This is a genomic window from Pseudonocardia kunmingensis, assembly GCF_006716445.1.
Classification (GTDB): Bacteria; Actinomycetota; Actinomycetes; order Mycobacteriales; family Pseudonocardiaceae; genus Pseudonocardia; species Pseudonocardia kunmingensis.
The window spans coordinates 1,412,318-1,431,360 of the sequence record NZ_VFPA01000002.1; the positions used below are offsets into that span (position 1 = coordinate 1,412,318).

The following is a 19,043-nucleotide window of genomic DNA, read 5'->3' on the forward strand; positions in this document are numbered from 1 at the left end:
AAACGCATGGCCTGGGATTTCTCGACCGAGCCGGAGTTCGAGGAGAAGCTCGAGTGGATGCGCGGGTTCGTCCGCGAGGAGATCATCCCGCTCGAGACGCTCGACCTCGACGGGCCCGCGCTCGCGCGGGCCACCGCGCCGATGAAGGAGGAGGTCAAGGCCCGCGGGCTGTGGGCGGCGCACCTGCCCCCGGAGCTGGGCGGCAAGGGGTTCGGGCAGGTCAGGCTGGGCCTGATGCACGAGATCCTCGGCCAGTGCGCGTACGCACCCGCGGTCTTCGGCAACAACGCGCCCGACTCCGGCAACGCCGAGCTGCTCGCCGTCGGCGCGAACGAGGAGCAGAAGCGCAGGTGGATGCAGCCGCTGCTGGACGGGACGCTGCGCAGCGCGTTCTCGATGACCGAGCCGGGGGCGGGCGCCGACCCGACGCTGCTCACCACGCGCGCGGAGCGCGTCGGCGACGAGTACGTGGTGAACGGGCACAAGTGGTTCACCTCGAACGGCTCGGTGGCCGACTTCCTCATCCTCATGGCCGTCACCAACCCCGACGGCCCACCGCGGCGCCGGGCGTCGATGTTCGTGGTGCCCACCGACACGCCGGGCGTCGACATCCTGCGCGACGTGCCGACGATGGGCGACCCGCACGAGCACCCCGGCCGGCCCGGCGGGCACGCGGAGATCGTCTACCGGGACGTGCGGGTGCCGGTGGAGAACCTCATCGGCAACGAGGGCGAGGGCTTCCTGCTCGCCCAGAAGCGCCTCGGCCCGGGCCGCATCCACCACTGCATGCGCTGGCTCGGGCAGTCGAAGCGAGCTTTCGACATGCTGTGCGAGCGCGCGGTGTCGCGGTACACGCACGGCTCGGTCCTGGCCGACAAGCAGATGGTGCAGGACTGGATCGCCACCTCGGCCGCCGAGATGACCGCGGCCCGGCTGATGACGCTGCAGGCCGCCTGGAAGATGGACCAGGGCGGCACGGCCGCGGCGCTCACCGACATCGCGATGATCAAGTTCTACGGCGCCACCGTGCTCTACAACGTGATCGACCGCGCCGTCCAGGTGCACGGCTCGCTCGGCTACACCACCGACCTGCCGCTGGAGTCGATGTACCGCCACGCTCGCGCCGCGCGCATCTACGACGGCCCGGACGAGGTCCACAAGGTCACGGTGGCGCGCCGCGTCCTCAAGGACTACGAGCCCCGCGAGGTGCCGACCGAGCACGTCCCGACGCGGCGGGAGGCGGCGCGGGCGAAGTTCGCCCACCTCCTGGACGCGGCGTCGGTAGGAGCCTGAGGGGCACTCCGCACATCCAGCTGCCACTTCGCACAGGGCCCGCCTTGTGCGAAGTGGCCACTGGGTGTGCGGAGTGGCGCTTGCGGCGCCTCACACTCCCGCCTTCGCCACCCCGCGGAACTCCGGCCGGTCGGCCAGGCCCGGCTCGAAGTGCAGCACCTGCGGCGACAGCGCCACCGGGGGCGTCGCGTAGTAGAGGATCACCTCGGGGGCCGCGTCCACGAACTCGGCCATGAGGTCGTGGAAGGCCGCGGTGCGCTGCTGCGGGTCGGTGGCGGCCAGCACCTCCTGCTGCAGCCGCTGCAGCTCGGGGGTGGTGTGGTCGCCAGGGTTCATGAACCCGCCCGGGGTGTAGCGCAGCCCGGTGGTCTGGGCCGGGTCGGGCCGCCCGCCGCCGGGGCCGAGCAGCAGGTCGCCCTCCTCGCGGCCGAAGAACACGTCGGTGATCTGCGCGCCCTCCAGCACCCGCATCTGCATCGTGATCCCGACGGCCGCGAGGTCGGCCTGGATCGCCTCGGCGTGGCGCTGCACGTCCGGGCTCGCCGACACCAGGGCCTCGAACGTGAACCCGTCGGCCAGCCCGGCCTCGGCGAGCAGGTCGCGGGCGCGCTGCGGGTCGTGCGGGTAGGGGTCGGGGCCGATGCCCGGGTCGTGGGCGAAGCTCCACTCCGGCACCGGCTGCGCGGACAGCTCGCCGTAGCCGCGGGCGAGCGCGTCCACCAGCGCCTGCCGGTCGATCGCGTGCCACAGCGCCCGCCGCACCCGCACGTCGGCGAACTCCGAGCGGGCCCTGTTGGGTTGGAAGTACCAGAAGTTCGTGGTGCGCCCCGGCTCGACGCGGATGCCGGTGGCGCGGGCCTCCTCGACCTGGTCGGGGGAGAGCACGGTGGCGTCGGTCTCGCCGGTGCGCAGCGCGTTGAGCCGCGTGACGGGGTCGGTGTAGATGACCATGTCGACCCCGGCGACCCGGACGGCGCCGGGATCCCAGTAGCCGGGCGCCGCGCGGTAGGAGATGCGCGCGCCCGGCTGGTAGTCCGTCACCCGGAACATGCCGGCGCCCACCGGGTTCTGGTCGAGACCGGGGTCGTCGAAGGCCGCGGGGCTGACCATCGCGCCCGCCCGGTCGGACAGCACCAGCGGCAGCGCCGCGTTCGGCGCGTTCAGGTGCAGCCGAACGGCGTGCGCCCCGGTGACCTCGACCGACTCCACCGCCGCCAGCTCCGGCGCGACCGCCGAGCCCTCCACGGTCTTCGCCCGCTCGATGTTGGCCCGCACGGCCGCGGCGTCGAACGGGACGCCGTCGTGGAACGCGACGCCCTCGCGCAGCGCGAGGTCCAGGGCCAGGCCGTCGGCGCTGAACGCCCAGTCGGTGGCCAGGCCGGGCACCGGCTGCCCGTCGGCGTCGGTGTGCACGAGCCGGTCGTAGGTGAGGAACAGGTGCGTGTTGTCGTTGCTCGACGTCGCGCGGTGCGGGTCGAAGCGGCTCAGCCCGACGGCGTTGGCCCAGCGGAAGACGGCCTCCGGGTCGGCGGGACCGGTCGGGGCGGCGGCGGTCGGGCCGGCGGGCGCGATGGGAGCGCAGGCGGTCAGCAGCAGCGTGAACAGGGCGAGCAGGCCGACGGCGAGCCGCGCCGCCGATGACCGGACGGGAGCGCTCATGAGACCGCCACCCCCCGGAACTCCGGCCGGTGCATCAACCGCGGCTCGAGCCCCTGCACGCGGGGGGACGTGACGTAGACGTCGTGCGGGAAGATCACCGGGATCTCCAGCACCTGGTCGACGACCTCGGCCACCAGTTCGTGCAGCACGACCGCGCGCTGCTGCTGGTCCAGCGTGCGCAGCGCCTGCCGGTGCAGCTCCTCCAGCCGGGGAGTGCTGTGCCCGCCCGGGTTGCCGAAGCCGTCAGCCGTGTAGCGCGTGGCCACGGTCATCGAGGGGTCCGCGCGGGGGCCCCAGGACGCGATCATGGCGTCGTAGCGTTCCTGCACGAACATCAGGTCGCCCATCGTGTCGGGCTCGGCGGGCACGATCTCCATGTCGATGCCCACCGCGGCCAGCTGGTTCTGCATCGCCTCGGCCAGCGGGAGGAAGTCCGGGCCGGTCGGGATCACGGCTCGGAACGCCAGACCGCCGGGGTGGCCGGCCTCGGCCAGCAGCTGCCGGGCGAGCTGCGGGTCGTGCCGGATCGCCTCGTCGCCGAGCCCGGGGTGGTGCGCCCAGTACCCCTCGACGAACGGCTGCGCCTCGATGGTGGCGTGGCCGAGGTACACGCCCTGTCGGATCGCCTCGCGGTCCAGGGCGTGGTTGATCGCCCGGCGGACACGCACGTCCGCGAAGATCGGGCGGGAGCGGTTCAGCACGAAGTAGGAGAAGTTGAGCGAGCCGGCCACCTCGGTCCGCAGGCCGGTCGCCTCCGCCTGCGCGAGCATCGCAGGCGGCACCCGCGTCGCGTCGACCACACCGGTCCGCACGGCGTTGAGCCGGGTGGTGGACTCCGCGATGTGGTGGATCTCCAGGCGCTGCGCCGCCGCGGCCGGCGGGTCCCAGTACTGCGGGAAGCGCTCGAAGCGCGTGAGCTCGTCGCGCCGGTGCTCGACCATCCGGTAGGGCCCGGCGCCGACGGCGACCTGGTCGAGGTCGACCGCCGGGTCGGCCAGCGCGGCCGGGCTGATCATCGCGCCCGCCCGGTCGGACAGCGCGGCGGGCAGTGACGTAGCGGGGTAGGACAGGTGCAGCGCCACCGTGCGCGGGTCGCGGACCTCCACCGACTGCACGGGATCCAGCTCGGTGCGCACCGCCGAGCCCTCGACGGTCCTGGCCCGCTCGATGTTGGTGCGCACGGCCGCGGCGTCGAAGGGCGTGCCGTCGTGGAACGTGACGCCCTCGCGCAGTTCCAGCCGCAGCGTCAGCGCGTCCTCCCACTCCCAGGCGGCGGCCAGCCCGGGCACCGGTTCGCCCTCCGGGGAGAGGTGCACCAGCCGGTCGTAGGCGGGGAACAGGGTGACGCCGTCCTGGCTGATGCTGGCGCGATGCGGGTCCAGCCGGCTGGGCGAGAGCTCGTAGGCGTAGCGGAAGGTGCCCGGCTCGCCCGCGGCGGCCGCCGAGTCGGCCGACTGCGGGATCGGGGCGCACCCGGCGAGCAGCAGCGCCAGCAGCCCGGCGAGCGCGGCCACCACGCGTCGCGCCCTCACCGCCGCGCCCCGAGCGTGCGGAAGTTGATCTGGCCGGTCACGAGCGTCTCGAAGCCGACGACGTGGTCGGCGGTGGCGATCACCGACTCGTCGGACACGATCGGCGCCTGGAACGCCTGGTCGACGATCTCGCCGACGGCCTGGTGGATCAGGTCGCGGCGCTGCGCGGGGTCGAGGCTGTCGAGCGCCTGCCGGTGCAGCTCCTCGAGCCGGGGTGTGGTGTGCCGGCCCGGGTTGGAGAAGCCCTCCCCGGTGAACTGCAGTTCGATCGTCATCGACGGGTCAGGGCGCCCGCCCCACTGGGAGATCAGCGCGTCGCCCTGCTGCTGGCGGTAGTAGACGTCGGCGGTCTGCGCCGCCTCGACCGAGCGGATGTTCGCGGTCACCCCGATCTCGGCCAGCATGTTCTGCACGGCTTCGCCGACCTGCACGTAGGTGCCCAGCGCGGTCACCAGCATCTCGAACTCGAAGCCGCCCGCCAGCCCGGCCTCGGCGAGCAGCTGCCGGGCGCGTTCGGGGTCGTAGGCGTAGTGGTCGCCCGGGTAGTCCGGGTCGTGCGCGAAGTAGCCCTCCGGGAACGGCTGCACCGTCGGCTGGGCCGCGCCGAAGTAGATGCCCTCGGCGATCGACCGGCGGTCGATCGCGTGGTTGAGCGCCTGCCGCACCCGCGGGTCGTCGAACTCCGACCGGGCGCGGTTGAGGTAGAGCACGAGGTAGGTCAGCGTGACGCCGCGGTGCACGGTGATGTCGGGCAGCGCCTCGGCCTCCGGGACGAGCCGGCCGGACAGCAGCGCGAGGTCGACCTCGCCGGTGCGCAGCGCGTTCATGCGGGTGACCTCGTCGGGCAGGATCCGCAGCTCGAGGTGGCGCACACCGACGACGCTCTCGTCCCAGTAGTCGTCGTTGCGCTCGTAGAAGATCGTGTCGTTCGGCCGGTACTCCCGCACCCGGTACATCCCGGTGCCCACGGGGGCGAGGTCGAGGTCGGGGTCGTCGAACGCGGTGGGGCTCACCATCGCGCCCGCCCGGTGCGAGAGCAGGCCGAGCAGCATGCTGTTGCGCTCCGAGAGGCGCAGCCGCACGGTGTGCGGGTCGACCACCTCGACGGTGGCGATCGAGGCGAGGTCGGCCGACACCGACGAGCCCTCGACGGTCTTGGCCCGCTCGATGTTCGCGCGCACCGCCTCGGCGTCGAACGGCGTGCCGTCGTGGAAGGTGACGCCCTCGCGCAGCGACAGCGCCAAGGTGTGCCCGTCGTCCTCCCACGCCCACTCCGTGGCGAGACCGGGGATCGGCTCGCCCTCCGCGGACAGGTGCACCAGGCGGTCGTAGACCGGGGCGAAGAACCGGATGTCCTGGCCGATCGTGGACCGGTGCGGGTCGAACCGGCTCGGGCCGACGGCGTCGGCGAACCGCAGGGTGGCCTCGGGGTCGAGGTCCTCGGGCGAGACGGGGGCGGCCGGCGCGGTCGCGTCCCCGCCCTGGCCGACGGGTCTGATCGGGGCGCACCCCGCGACGAGCAACGCGGCCGCGACGAGTGCGGCGAGAGCGGGGGCGAGGGTGCGGAGCGCCATTGTTCCGGTCCACCTTCCGGTTCCGCGGGTTCTTCTCGGCCGAATGCACAGGACGTGCGGGAGACGTTCGGAGCTCGGGTTTCCCCGCCCGTGTTCGGGGGCGGGCAGGCCCGGCTGCCGCGGCGGTGACCGCGGCGATGGTCGGTGTTTGCGCTGGTGGCCGGGATGTTGACCGGCGGCGTGACGGACGCTACCTTACTTAGCGATCGTTTAGTAGAGATGCGGTGGCGGCCGCCGCTCCGCATTTCCACCTATCGCCCGACCCATCGACCGATCATCGGCCACAGCGAGGTGGGCCCCGTGCTGCAGTACGCGCTCCGGCGCATCCTGATGATCGTTCCGCTGCTGTTCCTGGTCTCCCTCGGCGTGTTCGCGCTCGTTCTGATGATCCCCGGCGACCCCGCGATCACGATCGCGGGCGAGAACGCCACCGAGGAGCAGATCGAGGCCACGCGGGAACGCCTCGGGCTCAACGACCCCGTGCTCGTCCAGTACGTCGCCTGGGCAGGCTCGGCCGTGCAGGGCGACCTGGGCACCTCGCTGTTCAGCAACGAGTCGGTCAGCGGGGCGATCCTCGCCCGGTTCCCGGTGACGATCGCCCTGACGGTCGCGGCCATGCTGGTGGCGCTGCTCATCGCCGTGCCCGCCGGCATCGTCGCGGCGGTGCACCGGGGCCGCTGGCCCGACCGCGCCGCCACCCTGTTCGCGTCCGTCGGGATCTCGCTGCCGAACTTCTGGGTGGGGATCCTGCTGATCATCGCGTTCGCGCTGATGTTCCCGATCTTCCCGGCGGTCGGCTACACGCCGCTCTCCGAGGGCGTCGGGGCGTGGGCGCACAACCTGGTGCTGCCCGGCCTCACGCTGGGCACCGCCGCGGCCGCGGAGATCACGCGCCAGCTGCGCGGGTCGCTGCACGACGTGATGCAGCAGGACTTCATCCGCACCGCGCGGGCCAACGGCCTGCGCGGCTCCACCGTGATCGCCAAGCACGGGCTGAAGAACGCCGCGGTGCCGGTCGTCACGGTGATCGGCTTCCAGATCGGGTTCCTGCTCGGCGGCTCGGTGATCGTCGAGCGGGTCTTCGGCCTGCCCGGGCTCGGCGACCTCGCGATCCGGGCGGTGCTGCAGCGCGACATCCCGATGATCCAGGGGATCGTCGTGGTCACCGCGGTGGTCGTGATGCTCGTGAACCTCGCCGTCGACCTGTCCTACGGCTACCTCAACCCGAAGGTGAGGCAGGCATGACGCTCTCGGCGCTGGAGGAGCAGGAGGCGATCGCCACCCCCGAGCTGTCGGCGAGGGCGCGGTTCCTGCGCCGCTTCCGCCGGCAGTACCCGGCCCTGGTCGCGCTCGGCTTCCTCGTGCTGGTCACCCTCGCGGCGGTCGCCGCCCCGCTGCTCGCCACCCACGACCCGCTGGAGCAGAACCTGTCCGGGGTGCTGCAGCAGCCCGGCGGCGCGCACGTGCTGGGCACCGACGAGCTCGGCCGCGACGTCTACAGCCGCGCGCTGTACGCCGGGCGGATCTCGCTGCTCGCGGCGGCGCAGGCGGTCGGCGTCGCGGTCGCGCTCGGCGTCGTGCCCGGGCTGGTGGCCGGGTACGCGGGCCGCCGGGTCGACGCGGTGATCATGCGGATCACCGATGCCCTGATGAGCTTCCCGCCGCTGATCCTCGCCATCGCCTTCGTCGGGGTGCTCGGACCCAGCCTCACCAACGCGATGTTCGTCATCGGCGTGATCTTCGCGCCGCGCTTCGTGCGGCTCGTGCGCGGCACGGTGCTCGCCATCCGGGAGGAGACGTTCATCGAGGCGTCGCGCTCGATCGGCACCCGGACGCGCACGGTGATCGCCCGGCACGTGGTGCCCAACGCGCTGTCCCCGCTGGTGGTGCAGGTGTCGCTGGCGGCGGCGATGGCGATGCTCGCCGAGGCGAGCCTGTCGTTCCTCGGGCTGGGCGTCCAGCCGCCCGATGCCAGCTGGGGCTCGATGATCGAACGCGGGTTCCGCTACACCGCGGCGGCGCCATGGCTCACCGTGTTCCCCGGCCTGCTCATCGCGCTCACCGTGCTGGCCTTCAACCTCCTCGGCGACGGGCTGCGCGACTCGCTCGGCCGAGAGGTGCGGAGGGGATCATGAGCATCGCCGATCCGGTGCTGGCCGTCGAGGACCTCGAGGTGCAGTTCGCCACCGACGACGGCTGGGTCACCGTGCTCGACGGCGTCTCGTTCGCCGTCGGCCGCGGCGAGACCGTCGGCCTGGTCGGCGAGTCGGGCTCGGGCAAGACCGTCACCAGCCTCGCAGCGCTCGGCCTGCTGCCCGACCGGTCGGCGCGCACCACCCGCGGCAGCGTGCGCCTCGACGGCGTCGAGCTCATCGGGATGCCGCGGCGGAAGCTGGAGGCGCTGCGCGGCGACGAGATCTCGATGATCTTCCAGGAGCCGATGACGAGCCTGGACCCGGCGTTCCGGGTGGGCGACCAGATCGCCGAGGTGGTGCGCCGCCACCGCGGCGGATCCCGGCGGGCGGCGTCGGCCCGCGCCGTCGAGGTGCTCGACCGCGTCGGCATCCCGGACGCCGGGCGCCGCGCCCGCAGCTACCCGCACGAGTTCTCCGGCGGCATGCGGCAGCGCGTCATGATCGCGATGGCGATGGCGTGCGAGCCGAAGGTGATCATCGCCGACGAGCCGACGACCGCCCTCGACGTCACCATCCAGGCTCAGGTGCTCGACCTCATGCGCGCGATGCGCGACGAGTTCGGCACCGCGGTCGTGTTCGTCACCCACGACCTGGGCGTGGTCGCCGACATCTGCGACCGGGCCGTCGTCATGTACGCGGGCCAGGTCGTCGAGCAGGCCGGGATCGACGACCTCTACCACCGCCCCCGCCATCCCTACACGGAGGCGCTGATGACCGCGATGCCCCAGCTCACCGGCCGGGCGGGCCGGCTGGCGACGATCCCGGGCCGCACGCCGTCGCCGGACGCGATGCCCACCGGGTGCCGGTTCCACCCGCGCTGCCGGCACGCACTGGCCGGGTGCCGCGAGGGCGACACCGGCGGGCGGGTGGAGCTGCGCACGCTGCCGCCCGCGCGCGCGAGCCGCTGCCTGCGGGTGCACGAGCTGACGCTGCGGGGCACCGAGTGAGCCGCGCGGTGCCGGCCACCGAGAAGGCCGCGGGCGGCGAGCGGGGCGAGGTGCCCGTCGCCGAGGTCGAGGACCTGCACGTGGAGTTCCGGCTGCGCCGCGGCGTGCTCGCGCGGCCGGTGCCGCTGCGCGCCGTGCGTGCCGTGGACCTGCAGATCGGCGAGCGGGAGACGGTCGGGCTGGTGGGGGAGTCGGGGTCGGGGAAGTCGACCACCGGCCGTGCCATGCTGCGGCTCGTCGAACCCACCCGGGGCCGCATCCGGCTCGACGGTCAGGACATCACGCACCTGCGCGGTGCCGAGCTGCGGGCCGTGCGGCGGCGGATGCAGATGGTCTTCCAGGACCCGTACTCCTCGCTCGACCCCGCGATGGTCATCGCCGAGAGCATCGGCGAGCCGCTCGACACCCACGAGCACCTCACCCGCGCCGACCGCACGGCGCGCATCGAGGAGCTGCTCGAGCACGTCAACCTCTCCCGGCGCTACCTGAACCGCTACCCCTACGAGTTCTCCGGCGGGCAGCGCCAGCGCATCGCGATCGCCCGCGCGATCGCGCTGAACCCGCGGCTCCTGGTCTGCGACGAGGCGGTGAGCGCGCTCGACGTCTCCACCCAGAACCAGATCCTCAACCTGCTCGAGGACATCCAGGCCGAGTTCGGGCTGTCGTACCTGTTCATCGCCCACGACCTCGCCGTCGTCCGGCACATCGCCCACCGCGTGGCCGTGATGTACCTCGGCGAGATCGTCGAGACCGGGCCGACCGAGCGGCTGTTCGAGAGCCCCGCCCACCCCTACACGGAGGCACTCCTGTCGGCCGTGCCGATCCCCAGCCCCCGCCGCCAGCGCGAGCGCGAGCGGATCGTGCTGTCCGGCGAGGTCCCGGATGCGGCGAACCCGCCGACCGGTTGCGCCTTCCACACCCGTTGCCCCCACGCCATGGACGTCTGCCGAGACGTCGCCCCGCCGCCGACCCCCGTCGAGGGCGGGGGCACCGTCCGCTGCCACCTGAGGAGTTGATCCGTGGAGATCGCCGACACGACCACCCTGCTCACCGGCGGGGCCTCCGGTCTCGGCCTGGCCACCGCACGCCGGCTCGTCGACGCCGGCGGCCGCGTGGTGATCGCCGACCTGCCGACGTCGTCGGGTGCGGAGGCGGCCAAGGAGCTGGGCTCCGCCGCCACGTTCGTCGCGGCCGACATCACCGACCCGGACCAGGTCGAGGCCGCGCTCGACGCCGTCGCCGAGACCGGAGAGCTGCGCGCCGTCGTGCACACCGCGGGCAGCGGGCGCGCCCAGCGCACGGTCGACCGCGACGGCAACCCGGCGAACCTCGAGTGGTTCACCCAGATCGTGAACCTCAACCTGATCGGCTCGTTCAACGTGCTGCGCCTCGCCGCGGCCCGGATGGCCCGCCTGGAGCCGATCGGGGAGGAGCGCGGCGTGGTCGTGATGACGGCGTCGATCGCCGCGTTCGACGGGCAGATCGGGCAGGCGTCCTACTCCGCGTCCAAGGCCGGGGTGGTGGGCATGACGCTCGTGGCGGCCCGCGACCTGGCCAGCCGCAAGATCCGGGTGTGCACCATCGCGCCGGGCCTGTTCGACACGCCGCTGCTCGGGCGGATGGAGGAGGGCAAGAAGGCGGCACTCGGTGCGCAGGTGCCGAACCCGCCGCGGCTCGGGCAGCCCGACGAGTACGCGCGCCTGGCGGTGCAGATCGTGGAGAACCCGATGTTGAACGGCGAGACGATCCGCCTGGACGGGGCGCTGCGCATGGCCCCGCGCTGACCCTCCGCAGCGACCCTCGGCAACGAACGAAGCTCTCGTCGCTACCTAGCCGACGAGAGTGCCGTTCGTTGCGGGGTCAGACGCGTTCGAGGATCGTCGCGTTGGCCTGGCCGCCGCCCTCGCACATCGTCTGCAGGCCGTAGCGGCCGCCGGTGCGCTGCAGCTCGTGCACGAGCTTGGTGGCCAGGATCGCCCCGGTGGCGCCGAGGGGGTGGCCCAGTGCGATGGCTCCGCCGTTGACGTTCGTCTTCTCCAGGTCGGCGCCGGTCTCGTGGGCCCAGGCGAGCGGAACCGGGGCGAAGGCCTCGTTGACCTCGAACAGGTCGATGTCGTCGATCGTGAGGCCGGAGCGGGCGAGCGCTGCCTGGGTGGCCGGGATCGGGCCGGTGAGCATGTAGACCGGGTCGTCGCCGACGACGGTGAGGGTGTGCACGCGGGCGAGCGGGGTGAGGCCGTGGGTGCGCACCGCCTGCTCGGACGCCACGAGCAGGGCGGCCGCGCCCACCGACATCTGGCTGGCGACGGCGGCGGTGATCTCCCAGCCCTCGCGCAGCGGCTTGAGGGCGGCCATCGACTCCGACGTCGTGTCGCGGCGGGCGCCCTCGTCGGTGTCGGCGCCGGCGATCGGGGCGATCTGCCCGGTGAAGCGGCCCTCGTCGATGGCCCGGACCGCACGGCGGTGGCTCTCCAGGGACAGGCGCTCGAGCGCGGTCCGGTCGTAGCCCCACTTCTCGCAGATCAGCTGGGCGCCGCGGAACTGGGAGATCTCCTGGTCGCCGTAGCGTTCGGCCCAGCCCTCGCCGCGGGGGGACGCGCCGAGCTCCTTGATCACCGAGGCGTTGGCGCCCATGGGCACCATGGCCATGTTCTCGACGCCGGCGGCGACCACGAGGTCCTGGGTGCCGGACAGGACACCCTGGGCGGCGAAGTGCAGGGCCTGCTGCGAGGAGCCGCACTGCCGGTCGATGGTCACGCCGGGCACGCTCTGGGGCAGGCCGGCGGACAGCCAGGCGGTGCGCGCGATGTCGCCCGCCTGCGGGCCGAGCTGGATGACGCACCCCATGATCACGTCCTCCACCGCGGACGGGTCGACCCCGGTGCGGGTCACCAGCTCGCGCAGGACGTGGGCGCCGAGGTCGGCGGGATGGACGCCGGCCAGCGCGCCCTTGCGGGTGCCGACGGGTGTGCGGACGGCGCCGACGATGTAAGCCTCAGCCACGGATGTCCCCTTCGTCGCGGATCTTAACGATCGTACAGTCAGGAGCCCGTGATCGGCAGGGGTCGGGGCTCACTCCCGGTGGTCGACGATGCGCAGCGCGATCTGGGTGTAGCGCTCGGCGAGCTCGGGCAGCGAGATGTCGCCGCCGGGCTCGTACCACTGCGCGATCGCGTTGCAGGCGGCGACGATCGCGCGGCGGGCGTCGTCGGGGTGCGGGCAGTGGAACTCGCCGCGACGCACCCCGTCGGCGATCAGATCGGCCCACAGCTGGGTGGCGGAGCGGCGCAGGCCGGCGAGGCGGTCCCGGTTCTCGGGCTCGAGGTTGCGCCACTCGAGCGTGGCGATGTTGCTCTCGATGCGGCGACCCACCCGGTACTCGACGGTGACGCGCACGAGCGCCCGCAGCCGGTCGGCCGGGTCCTCGCCCGCCTCGTGCAGCGCGCGGTCGCAGCGCTGGAAGTAGTCGTGGGTGATCTCCTCGACGAGGGCGGCGAGCAGGTGCTGCTTGCTGGGGTGCCAGTAGTAGAGGGCCGACAGCGACAGCCCCGCGCGCTTGGCGATGTCGCGGATGGAGGTGCCGTGGTAGCCGCGTTCGGCGAAGATCTCGCGCGCTGCTGCGGTGATGGCGTCGAGGCCGCCGCCGCGCGGGACGGCCGGCGCGCCGGCTCCCTCGGCGGGTGCGGTGCCCATCGCGTCAGCATGACCCATCGGGACGTGCTCCGCGTCGCAGGCTCCCGTCTCGAGGTTGTCTGCTTAACGATTGATCGGTAAGTTTCCGGCTACCGCCTCACCGACGTGGAGGGAACCGCGCATGACGGTGGTCGACGTGACCCAGAACGCTGCGACGCAGGATTTCCGCAGCTCGGTGCGCGCCTGGCTCGGTGCGCACGCCCCCGCCCCGGTCCCCGGGCTGACGGCCGAGGAGCAGCTGCGCCGGGCGCGGGAGTTCCAGGCCGCCCTCTACGACGCCGGGTACGCAGGCATCACCTGGCCGAAGGAGGTGGGTGGGCAGGGCCTCACCCCGGCCGAGCAGCAGGTGTTCTCCGACGAGGCCGCCGAGTACGACCTCCCGGTCTACCCGTTCTCGATCGGGATGGGCATGTGCGGGCCGACGGTCGCCGACCTCGGCACTCCCGAGCAGAAGCAGCGCTACCTGCCGAAGCTGCTGCGCGGCGAGGAGATCTGGTGCCAGCTGTTCTCCGAACCCGGCGCCGGGTCGGACGTCGCGAGCCTGCAGACGCGCGCGGTCCTCGACGACGACCAGTGGGTGGTCAACGGCCAGAAGGTGTGGACGACGAACGCGCAGTTCGCCGACTTCGGCGCCCTGCTCGCGCGCACCGACCCGGACCGGCCCAAGCACGCCGGGCTGACGATGTTCATCGTCGACATGCACGCCCCCGGCGTCACGGTCCGGCCGCTGAAGGACATGTCGGGGCGCGCGCCGTTCAACGAGGTGTACTTCGACGACGTCCGGATCCCGGTCGGCGACGTGATCGGGCAGGTCGGCGGCGGCTGGCACGCGGCCGTGACGATGCTGGGCCACGAGCGGGTGTCGATCGGCGCCACCCGCAAGCCGAAGAGCAACCCGCTGGAGTTCGCCTCCCTCGTGGAGCTGGCCCGGCGTCTCGGCGTCGCGGGCGAGCCCGCGCAGCGCGAGCGCCTCGCGGAGCTCTACGCCCACGAACGCGCGCTGGAGCTGTTCAACACGCGGATGCGGCAGGAGACGGCGGCGGGCGACCCGCCGGGCGCGCGGGGGTCGGTGGCCAAGCTGGCGGGGGCCCTGCAGCTGCGGCGGGCCATCGAGGTCGCCGGGCAGCTGGCCGGCGCGGACGCGGTGGCGTGGGAACCCGACGACGCGCGCGCGGCGGAGCTCGCGCTCGGCATCAACTCGGCGCCGGCGTCGAGCATCGCGGGCGGCACCAACGAGGTGCAGCACAACATCATCGGAGAGCGGATCCTGGGCCTGCCGAAGGAACCGCAGGTGGACCGGGACGTCCCGTTCCGGGAGCTGAAGGTCGGCACGCAGCGCGAGGGGGGTCGGCGGTGAAGCTCGTCCTGGACGCCGAGCAGCAGGAGCTGCGTGCGGCGGTGCGGAAGTTCCTCGCGGACAAGGCGCCGTCGGCCCGGGTGCGCGCCGTCATGAACACCGACACGGGCTCCGACGCCGAGGTCTGGTCCGGGCTCGCCGGGCTGGGCGCGCTCGGGCTGGTCGTGCCCGACGAGCTGGGCGGCGCGGGCGCGGGTCACGTCGAGCGGGCGGTCGTCGCCGAGGAGCTGGGGCGCGCGCTCACCCCGGTGCCCTTCCTCGCCTCCGCGGTGCTCGCCACCGACGCGCTCCTCGCGCTCGACGACGACGCCGCGCGCACCGAGCTGTTGCCGGGCCTCGCCGCCGGCGAGCGGGTCGGCACCGTCGCCGTCGCGGAGGGCGGCGGGGAGTGGGACCGCACCGGCGGCGCCACCAGGGCCACTGAACGCGACGGGGGCTGGGTGCTCACCGGGGTGAAGACGCCGGTGCCGGCCGGCGACACCGCCGACCTCGTGCTGGTACTCGCCCGGACGTCGGACGGCCCCGGCTGGTTCGCCGTCGACGCCGGCGCCGCGGGCCTCACCCGCACCCGGCTCGTCGGGCTCGACCCGACCCGCGTCGTCGCGAAGCTCGCCTTCTCCGCCACCCCGGCGCGCCGGCTCGCGACGGCGGACGCGGCCGCGGCGCTCGACGTCGTCGCCGACCTCGCCGCGGTGGCGCTGGCCGCCGAGCAGGTGGGCCTGATGCAGCGGGCGATGGAGCTGACCGTGGACTACGCGAAGGTGCGGGTGCAGTTCGGTCGCCCGATCGGCTCGTACCAGGCGGTCAAGCACGGGTGCGCCGACATGTACAGCGCGTGGGAGCACGCGGTCTCGGTGCTGCGCTACGCCGCGTGGGCGGCCGACCACGACCGCGCCGAGCTGCCCGTGGCCGCCGCGCTCGCCCAGACCTACATCGGCCCGGCCGCGTTCACGACCGCGACCGGGATGGTGCAGTACCACGGGGGCACCGGCTACACCTGGGAGCACGATGCGCACCTGTTCTACAAGCGCGCCAAGAGCGCCGAGCTGCTGCTCGGGGCCCCGGCGGTGCACCGCGCCCGCCTCGCCGACCGGCTCGGCGTGTAGGGGAGGAGACCCATGGCCGACGACGTCCTGCTCGCCCGCCGCGACAGCGGTGTGCTGACCCTCACGCTCAATCGCCCGAAGCGCAAGAATGCGATCAACGGGGAGCTGTGGGACGCGCTGCGCGCGCAGCTCACCCTCGCCCGCGACGAGGCGGACGTGCGGGCGATCGTGCTCACCGGCGCGGGTGGTGACTTCTGCGCGGGTGCCGACCTGTCCGGCGGGGTGTCCACGGGGCATCCCCTTGACCGGATGCGCCGCGTCAACGAGGTCGCGCTGCTGCTGCACGAGCTCCCCGTCCCGTCGGTGGCGAAGGTGGACGGCGTCGCCGTCGGGGCGGGGTGGAACCTCGCCCTCGGCTGCGACCTCGTGGTCTCGACGCCGGCCGCGCGGTTCTCCCAGATCTTCGCCAAGCGGGGCCTCTCACTGGACTTCGGCGGGTCGTGGCTGCTGCCCAAGCTGGTGGGGATGCAGCAGGCGAAGCGGCTGGCGCTGCTGGCGGAGATGATCGACGGCGCCGAGGCGCACCGGCTGGGGCTCGTCACCTGGGTGGTGGAGGCCGGCGAGATCGACGGGTTCGTCGCCGACCTCGGCGCGCGGCTCGCGTCCGCGGCGCCGGTGGCGATCGCGCAGTCGAAGGCGCTGCTGCACGAAGGAGCGGACAGCACGATGCGCGACGCCCTCGCCAGCGAGGCCCGCACCCAGGCGATCAACTTCGCGACGGCGGACGCCCCGGCGGCGTTCGCGGCCTTCAACGAGAAACGAGACCCGGTGTTCACCGGCGAGTGGGCCCTCAGGTGACCGCCTTCGAGGAGATCCGGCTCGACGTCGCCGAGGGCGTCGCCACGATCACCCTGCACCGGCCGGACCGGCTCAACGCGTTCACCACCACGATGGCCCGCGAGCTCGTTGCGGCGTTCGACGCCACCGACGCCGACGAGGACGTCCGCGTCGTGCTGATGACGGGCGCGGGCCGCGGGTTCTGCGCGGGTGCCGACCTGGGCCGCGGTGGGCGCACGTTCGACGCCACCGACGAGCGGCGCGTCGCGGAGCGGGCCGACTTCGGCACGGTCGACGGCGTGCCGCGCGACGGCGGCGGGATCGTGTCGCTGCGGATCGCGGCGTCGCGCAAGCCGGTGATCGTGGCGGTCAACGGGCCCGCGGTCGGCGTCGGCGTGACGATGACCCTGCCCGCTGACATCCGCATCGCGGCCGAGTCGGCGCGGTTCGGTTTCGTGTTCGCCCGCCGCGGGCTGGTGCCCGAGGCGGCCTCGAGCTGGTTCCTGCCCCGGGTCGTCGGCATCTCCCAGGCGATGGAGTGGGTGGCCACCGGGCGGGTGTTCGACGCCTCCGAGGCGCTCGCGGGCGGGCTCGTCTCCCGCGTGGTCCCCGACGCGGAGCTGCTGCCCACGGCGCGGGGGATCGCCGCCGAGATCGCGGCGAACACCTCGGCGGTGTCCGTGGCGCTGTCCCGGCAGATGCTGTGGTCGATGCTGGGCGCGTCGACGCCGTGGGAGGCGCACCGGATCGACTCGAACGCGATCTTCCGGCTCGGGCAGGGCCCGGACGCCGCGGAGGGCGTCACCGCGTTCCTGGAGAAGCGGCCACCGGCGTTCCCGGGACGGGTCGCCGACCACCTCGACGTCGTCCCCGCCTGGCCGACCCGTCCGGAGGACATGCCGTGACCTCGCTCTTCGACCTCGACGGGCACGTCGCCCTGATCACCGGAGGCAACTCCGGGATCGGGCTCGGCATGGCGCACGGGCTCGCGCAGTGCGGCGCCGACGTCTGCGTCTGGGGCACGAACGCCGAACGCAACGAGGCCGCCGCCGGGGAGCTGGCGAAGCACGGCACCCGCGTGCGGGCGATCCGCTGCGACGTCGGCGACGAGGACGCCGTCACCGCGAGCTTCGCGGCCACGCTCGAGCACTTCGGCCGCGTCGACTCGTGCTTCGCGAACGCGGGCGTGGGCGGGTCGGGATCGCGCTTCGTCGAGACGAGCCTCGCGGACTTCCGCGCGGTCACCCGGGTCAACCTGGAAGGGGCCTTCCTCACCCTGCGCGCGGCGGCGGCGCACATGGTCGAGCGCGGCGGCGGGGGAGTGCTGGTGGGCACGTCCAGCGTCTCGACGGTGCACGGCGCCCCGCGCGGGCAGGCGTACGCGGCGAGCAAGGCCGGCCTCACGGCGATGATCAAGGGCTGCGCGGTGGAGCTGGCGCGGTACGGCGTCAACGCGCACTCGATCATCGCGGGCTGGACGGAGACCCCGCTGGCGTCGCCGAAGCTGCACGACGAGACGTTCGAGCGCAACGTCATGAAGCGGATGCCGCAGCGGCGCTGGGGCGAACCGGGCGACTTCGCGCGGCTCGCGGTGTACCTGGCTGCCGGGATCGGCGGCTTCCACACCGGCGACGAGATCGTGGTCGACGGCGCCTACTCGATCTTCTGAACGCCGTCGGGCGGCAACGAGGAGGAGCGACATGCGGGACGCGGTCATCGTCGACGCGGTACGGACGCCGATCGGCAAGCGCGGCGGGGCGCTGTCGGGCGTGCATGCCGCGGACCTGTCGGCGGAGGTGCTCGAGGCCCTGGTGGAGCGCACCGGCGTCGACCCGGCCACCGTGGACGACGTGGTCTGGGGATGCGTGAGCCAGGTGGGGGACCAGTCGAGCAACATCGGCCGCTTCGCGGTGCTGGCCGCGGGGTGGCCGGAACACGTGCCGGGCGTGACGATCAACCGGGCGTGCGGGTCGAGCCAGCAGGCGCTCGACTTCGCCGCGCAGGCCGTGATGGCCGGGCAGTACGACCTGGTCGTGGCCGGGGGCGTCGAGACGATGAGCCGCGTCCCGCTCGGCGCGGCGCGCGAGACCGGGATGCCGTACGGGCCGAAGGTGCTGGAGCGCTACGACCACGTCGCGTTCGACCAGGGCGTGGGCGCGGAGCTGATCGCGCAGCGCTGGGGGTTCTCCCGAGCGCAGCTGGACGATTACGCCGCGGCCTCGCACGCGCGGGCGGCGGCGGCCATCGACGAGGGGGTGTTCGACGACCACGTCGTCCCGGTCGACGTGGAGGGCACGAAGTTCGCCGTCGACGAGGGCCTGCGGCGCGGGACCTCGGTGGAGTCGCTCGCGAGGCTGAAGCCCTCGTTCCTCGAGGACGGGGTGATCCACGCGGGCAACGCGTCCCAGATCTCCGACGGCGCGGCGGCGCTGCTGGTCACGACGTCGGAGCGGGCCCGGGAGCTGGGTCTGACCCCGATCGCACGCTACTACGGCGGCGCCGTGTCCGGGGCCGACCCGATCCTCATGCTGACCGGGCCGATCCCGGCGACCGAGAAGCTGCTGCGCCGGTCCGGGGTCGGGATCGACGAGATCGGCGTGTTCGAGGTGAACGAGGCGTTCGCACCGGTTCCCCTGGCCTGGCTCGCCGAGACCGGAGCCGACCCGGCCCGGGTCAACCCGCTGGGCGGCGCCATCGCGGTCGGCCACCCGCTCGGCGCCTCCGGGGCGATCCTCATGACGCGCCTGCTGGCCCGGATGCGGCGGGAGGGCCTGCGCTTCGGACTGCAGACCATGTGCGAGGGCGGAGGCACGGCCAACGCGACGCTCGTGGAGCTGCTGACCGCCTGACGGGCGCCGCGCTGGGGACGGCCGGGTGCCGATGTGCCTGCAACACTGGCGGCAGCGGTGG

17 protein-coding genes are annotated in these 19,043 nt (G+C 73.4%); 12 read left to right on the forward strand and 5 right to left on the reverse strand.

The window, feature by feature from the left end; all coding sequences use genetic code 11:
- Nucleotides 1-6: 6 nt before the first annotated feature.
- Nucleotides 7-1,293, forward strand: a complete 1,287-nt coding sequence (locus FB558_RS22375) for an acyl-CoA dehydrogenase family protein (protein ID WP_142056370.1) — start codon at nt 7-9, stop codon at nt 1,291-1,293.
- A gap of 90 nt (nt 1,294-1,383) precedes the next feature.
- Here FB558_RS22375 and FB558_RS22380 read toward each other — a convergent pair whose 3' ends face one another.
- The 3 genes from FB558_RS22380 to FB558_RS22390 are packed head-to-tail and all read right to left on the reverse strand — an operon-like array spanning nt 1,384 to nt 6,058.
- On the reverse strand, nt 1,384-2,952 hold the full coding sequence (locus FB558_RS22380; RefSeq protein ID WP_142056371.1) for an ABC transporter substrate-binding protein: 1,569 nt from the start codon (nt 2,950-2,952) through the stop codon (nt 1,384-1,386).
- Complete coding sequence (locus FB558_RS22385) at nt 2,949-4,484, reverse strand: ABC transporter substrate-binding protein (protein WP_142056372.1); 1,536 nt, start codon at nt 4,482-4,484, stop codon at nt 2,949-2,951. The genes FB558_RS22380 and FB558_RS22385 overlap by 4 nt, the downstream gene beginning before the upstream one ends.
- Nucleotides 4,481-6,058, reverse strand: a complete 1,578-nt coding sequence (locus FB558_RS22390) for an ABC transporter substrate-binding protein (RefSeq protein WP_142056373.1) — start codon at nt 6,056-6,058, stop codon at nt 4,481-4,483. Before FB558_RS22390 ends, FB558_RS22385 begins: the two co-directional genes overlap by 4 nt.
- 300 nt (nt 6,059-6,358) lie before the next feature.
- Here FB558_RS22390 and FB558_RS22395 point away from each other — a divergent pair, with 300 nt between their 5' ends.
- The 5 genes from FB558_RS22395 to FB558_RS22415 are packed head-to-tail and all read left to right on the forward strand — an operon-like array spanning nt 6,359 to nt 10,984.
- Entirely contained in the window at nt 6,359-7,303 is a 945-nt protein-coding gene (locus FB558_RS22395; RefSeq protein ID WP_211366732.1) for an ABC transporter permease, read from the forward strand.
- Nucleotides 7,300-8,193, forward strand: coding sequence for an ABC transporter permease (locus tag FB558_RS22400; RefSeq protein ID WP_142056374.1), 894 nt, complete (start codon nt 7,300-7,302; stop codon nt 8,191-8,193). Before FB558_RS22395 ends, FB558_RS22400 begins: the two co-directional genes overlap by 4 nt.
- On the forward strand, nt 8,190-9,200 hold the full coding sequence (locus tag FB558_RS22405) for an ABC transporter ATP-binding protein (protein WP_211366733.1): 1,011 nt from the start codon (nt 8,190-8,192) through the stop codon (nt 9,198-9,200). The genes FB558_RS22400 and FB558_RS22405 overlap by 4 nt, the downstream gene beginning before the upstream one ends.
- Nucleotides 9,201-9,208: 8 nt before the next feature.
- Entirely contained in the window at nt 9,209-10,216 is a 1,008-nt protein-coding gene (locus FB558_RS22410) for an ABC transporter ATP-binding protein (RefSeq protein ID WP_246106662.1), read from the forward strand.
- A 3-nt stretch (nt 10,217-10,219) separates the two neighbouring features.
- The gene (locus FB558_RS22415) at nt 10,220-10,984 is read left to right on the forward strand and encodes an SDR family NAD(P)-dependent oxidoreductase (protein WP_142056375.1); all 765 of its coding nucleotides are present in this window, start codon (nt 10,220-10,222) and stop codon (nt 10,982-10,984) included.
- Nucleotides 10,985-11,060: 76 nt separating this feature from the next.
- Here the strand turns inward: FB558_RS22415 and FB558_RS22420 are convergent, their stop codons facing one another.
- Nucleotides 11,061-12,203: an acetyl-CoA C-acetyltransferase gene (locus FB558_RS22420; protein ID WP_142056376.1), complete on the reverse strand. Its 1,143-nt coding sequence runs from the start codon at nt 12,201-12,203 to the stop codon at nt 11,061-11,063.
- A 69-nt stretch (nt 12,204-12,272) separates the two neighbouring features.
- Nucleotides 12,273-12,893: a TetR/AcrR family transcriptional regulator gene (locus tag FB558_RS22425; RefSeq protein ID WP_142056377.1), complete on the reverse strand. Its 621-nt coding sequence runs from the start codon at nt 12,891-12,893 to the stop codon at nt 12,273-12,275.
- Between the two features lie 136 nt (nt 12,894-13,029).
- Between FB558_RS22425 and FB558_RS22430 the strand changes: the two genes are divergently transcribed.
- Genes FB558_RS22430 through FB558_RS22455 form a run of 6 tightly spaced genes read left to right on the forward strand, consistent with a single transcriptional unit; the run spans nt 13,030 to nt 18,982 of the window.
- The gene (locus FB558_RS22430; protein ID WP_246106663.1) at nt 13,030-14,250 is read left to right on the forward strand and encodes an acyl-CoA dehydrogenase family protein; all 1,221 of its coding nucleotides are present in this window, start codon (nt 13,030-13,032) and stop codon (nt 14,248-14,250) included.
- The gene (locus tag FB558_RS22435) at nt 14,247-15,356 is read left to right on the forward strand and encodes an acyl-CoA dehydrogenase family protein (protein ID WP_142056379.1); all 1,110 of its coding nucleotides are present in this window, start codon (nt 14,247-14,249) and stop codon (nt 15,354-15,356) included. Before FB558_RS22430 ends, FB558_RS22435 begins: the two co-directional genes overlap by 4 nt.
- 12 nt (nt 15,357-15,368) lie before the next feature.
- Complete coding sequence (locus tag FB558_RS22440; protein WP_142056380.1) at nt 15,369-16,154, forward strand: enoyl-CoA hydratase/isomerase family protein; 786 nt, start codon at nt 15,369-15,371, stop codon at nt 16,152-16,154.
- Nucleotides 16,151-17,038, forward strand: a complete 888-nt coding sequence (locus tag FB558_RS22445; protein WP_246106664.1) for a crotonase/enoyl-CoA hydratase family protein — start codon at nt 16,151-16,153, stop codon at nt 17,036-17,038. The genes FB558_RS22440 and FB558_RS22445 overlap by 4 nt, the downstream gene beginning before the upstream one ends.
- Nucleotides 17,035-17,802: an SDR family NAD(P)-dependent oxidoreductase gene (locus tag FB558_RS22450; RefSeq protein WP_142056382.1), complete on the forward strand. Its 768-nt coding sequence runs from the start codon at nt 17,035-17,037 to the stop codon at nt 17,800-17,802. The genes FB558_RS22445 and FB558_RS22450 overlap by 4 nt, the downstream gene beginning before the upstream one ends.
- Before the next feature lie 31 nt (nt 17,803-17,833).
- Nucleotides 17,834-18,982 carry a thiolase family protein gene (locus FB558_RS22455; protein ID WP_142056383.1) on the forward strand — a complete coding sequence of 383 codons (1,149 nt, stop codon included), beginning with the start codon at nt 17,834-17,836 and terminating at the stop codon, nt 18,980-18,982.
- Nucleotides 18,983-19,043: the final 61 nt, after the last annotated feature.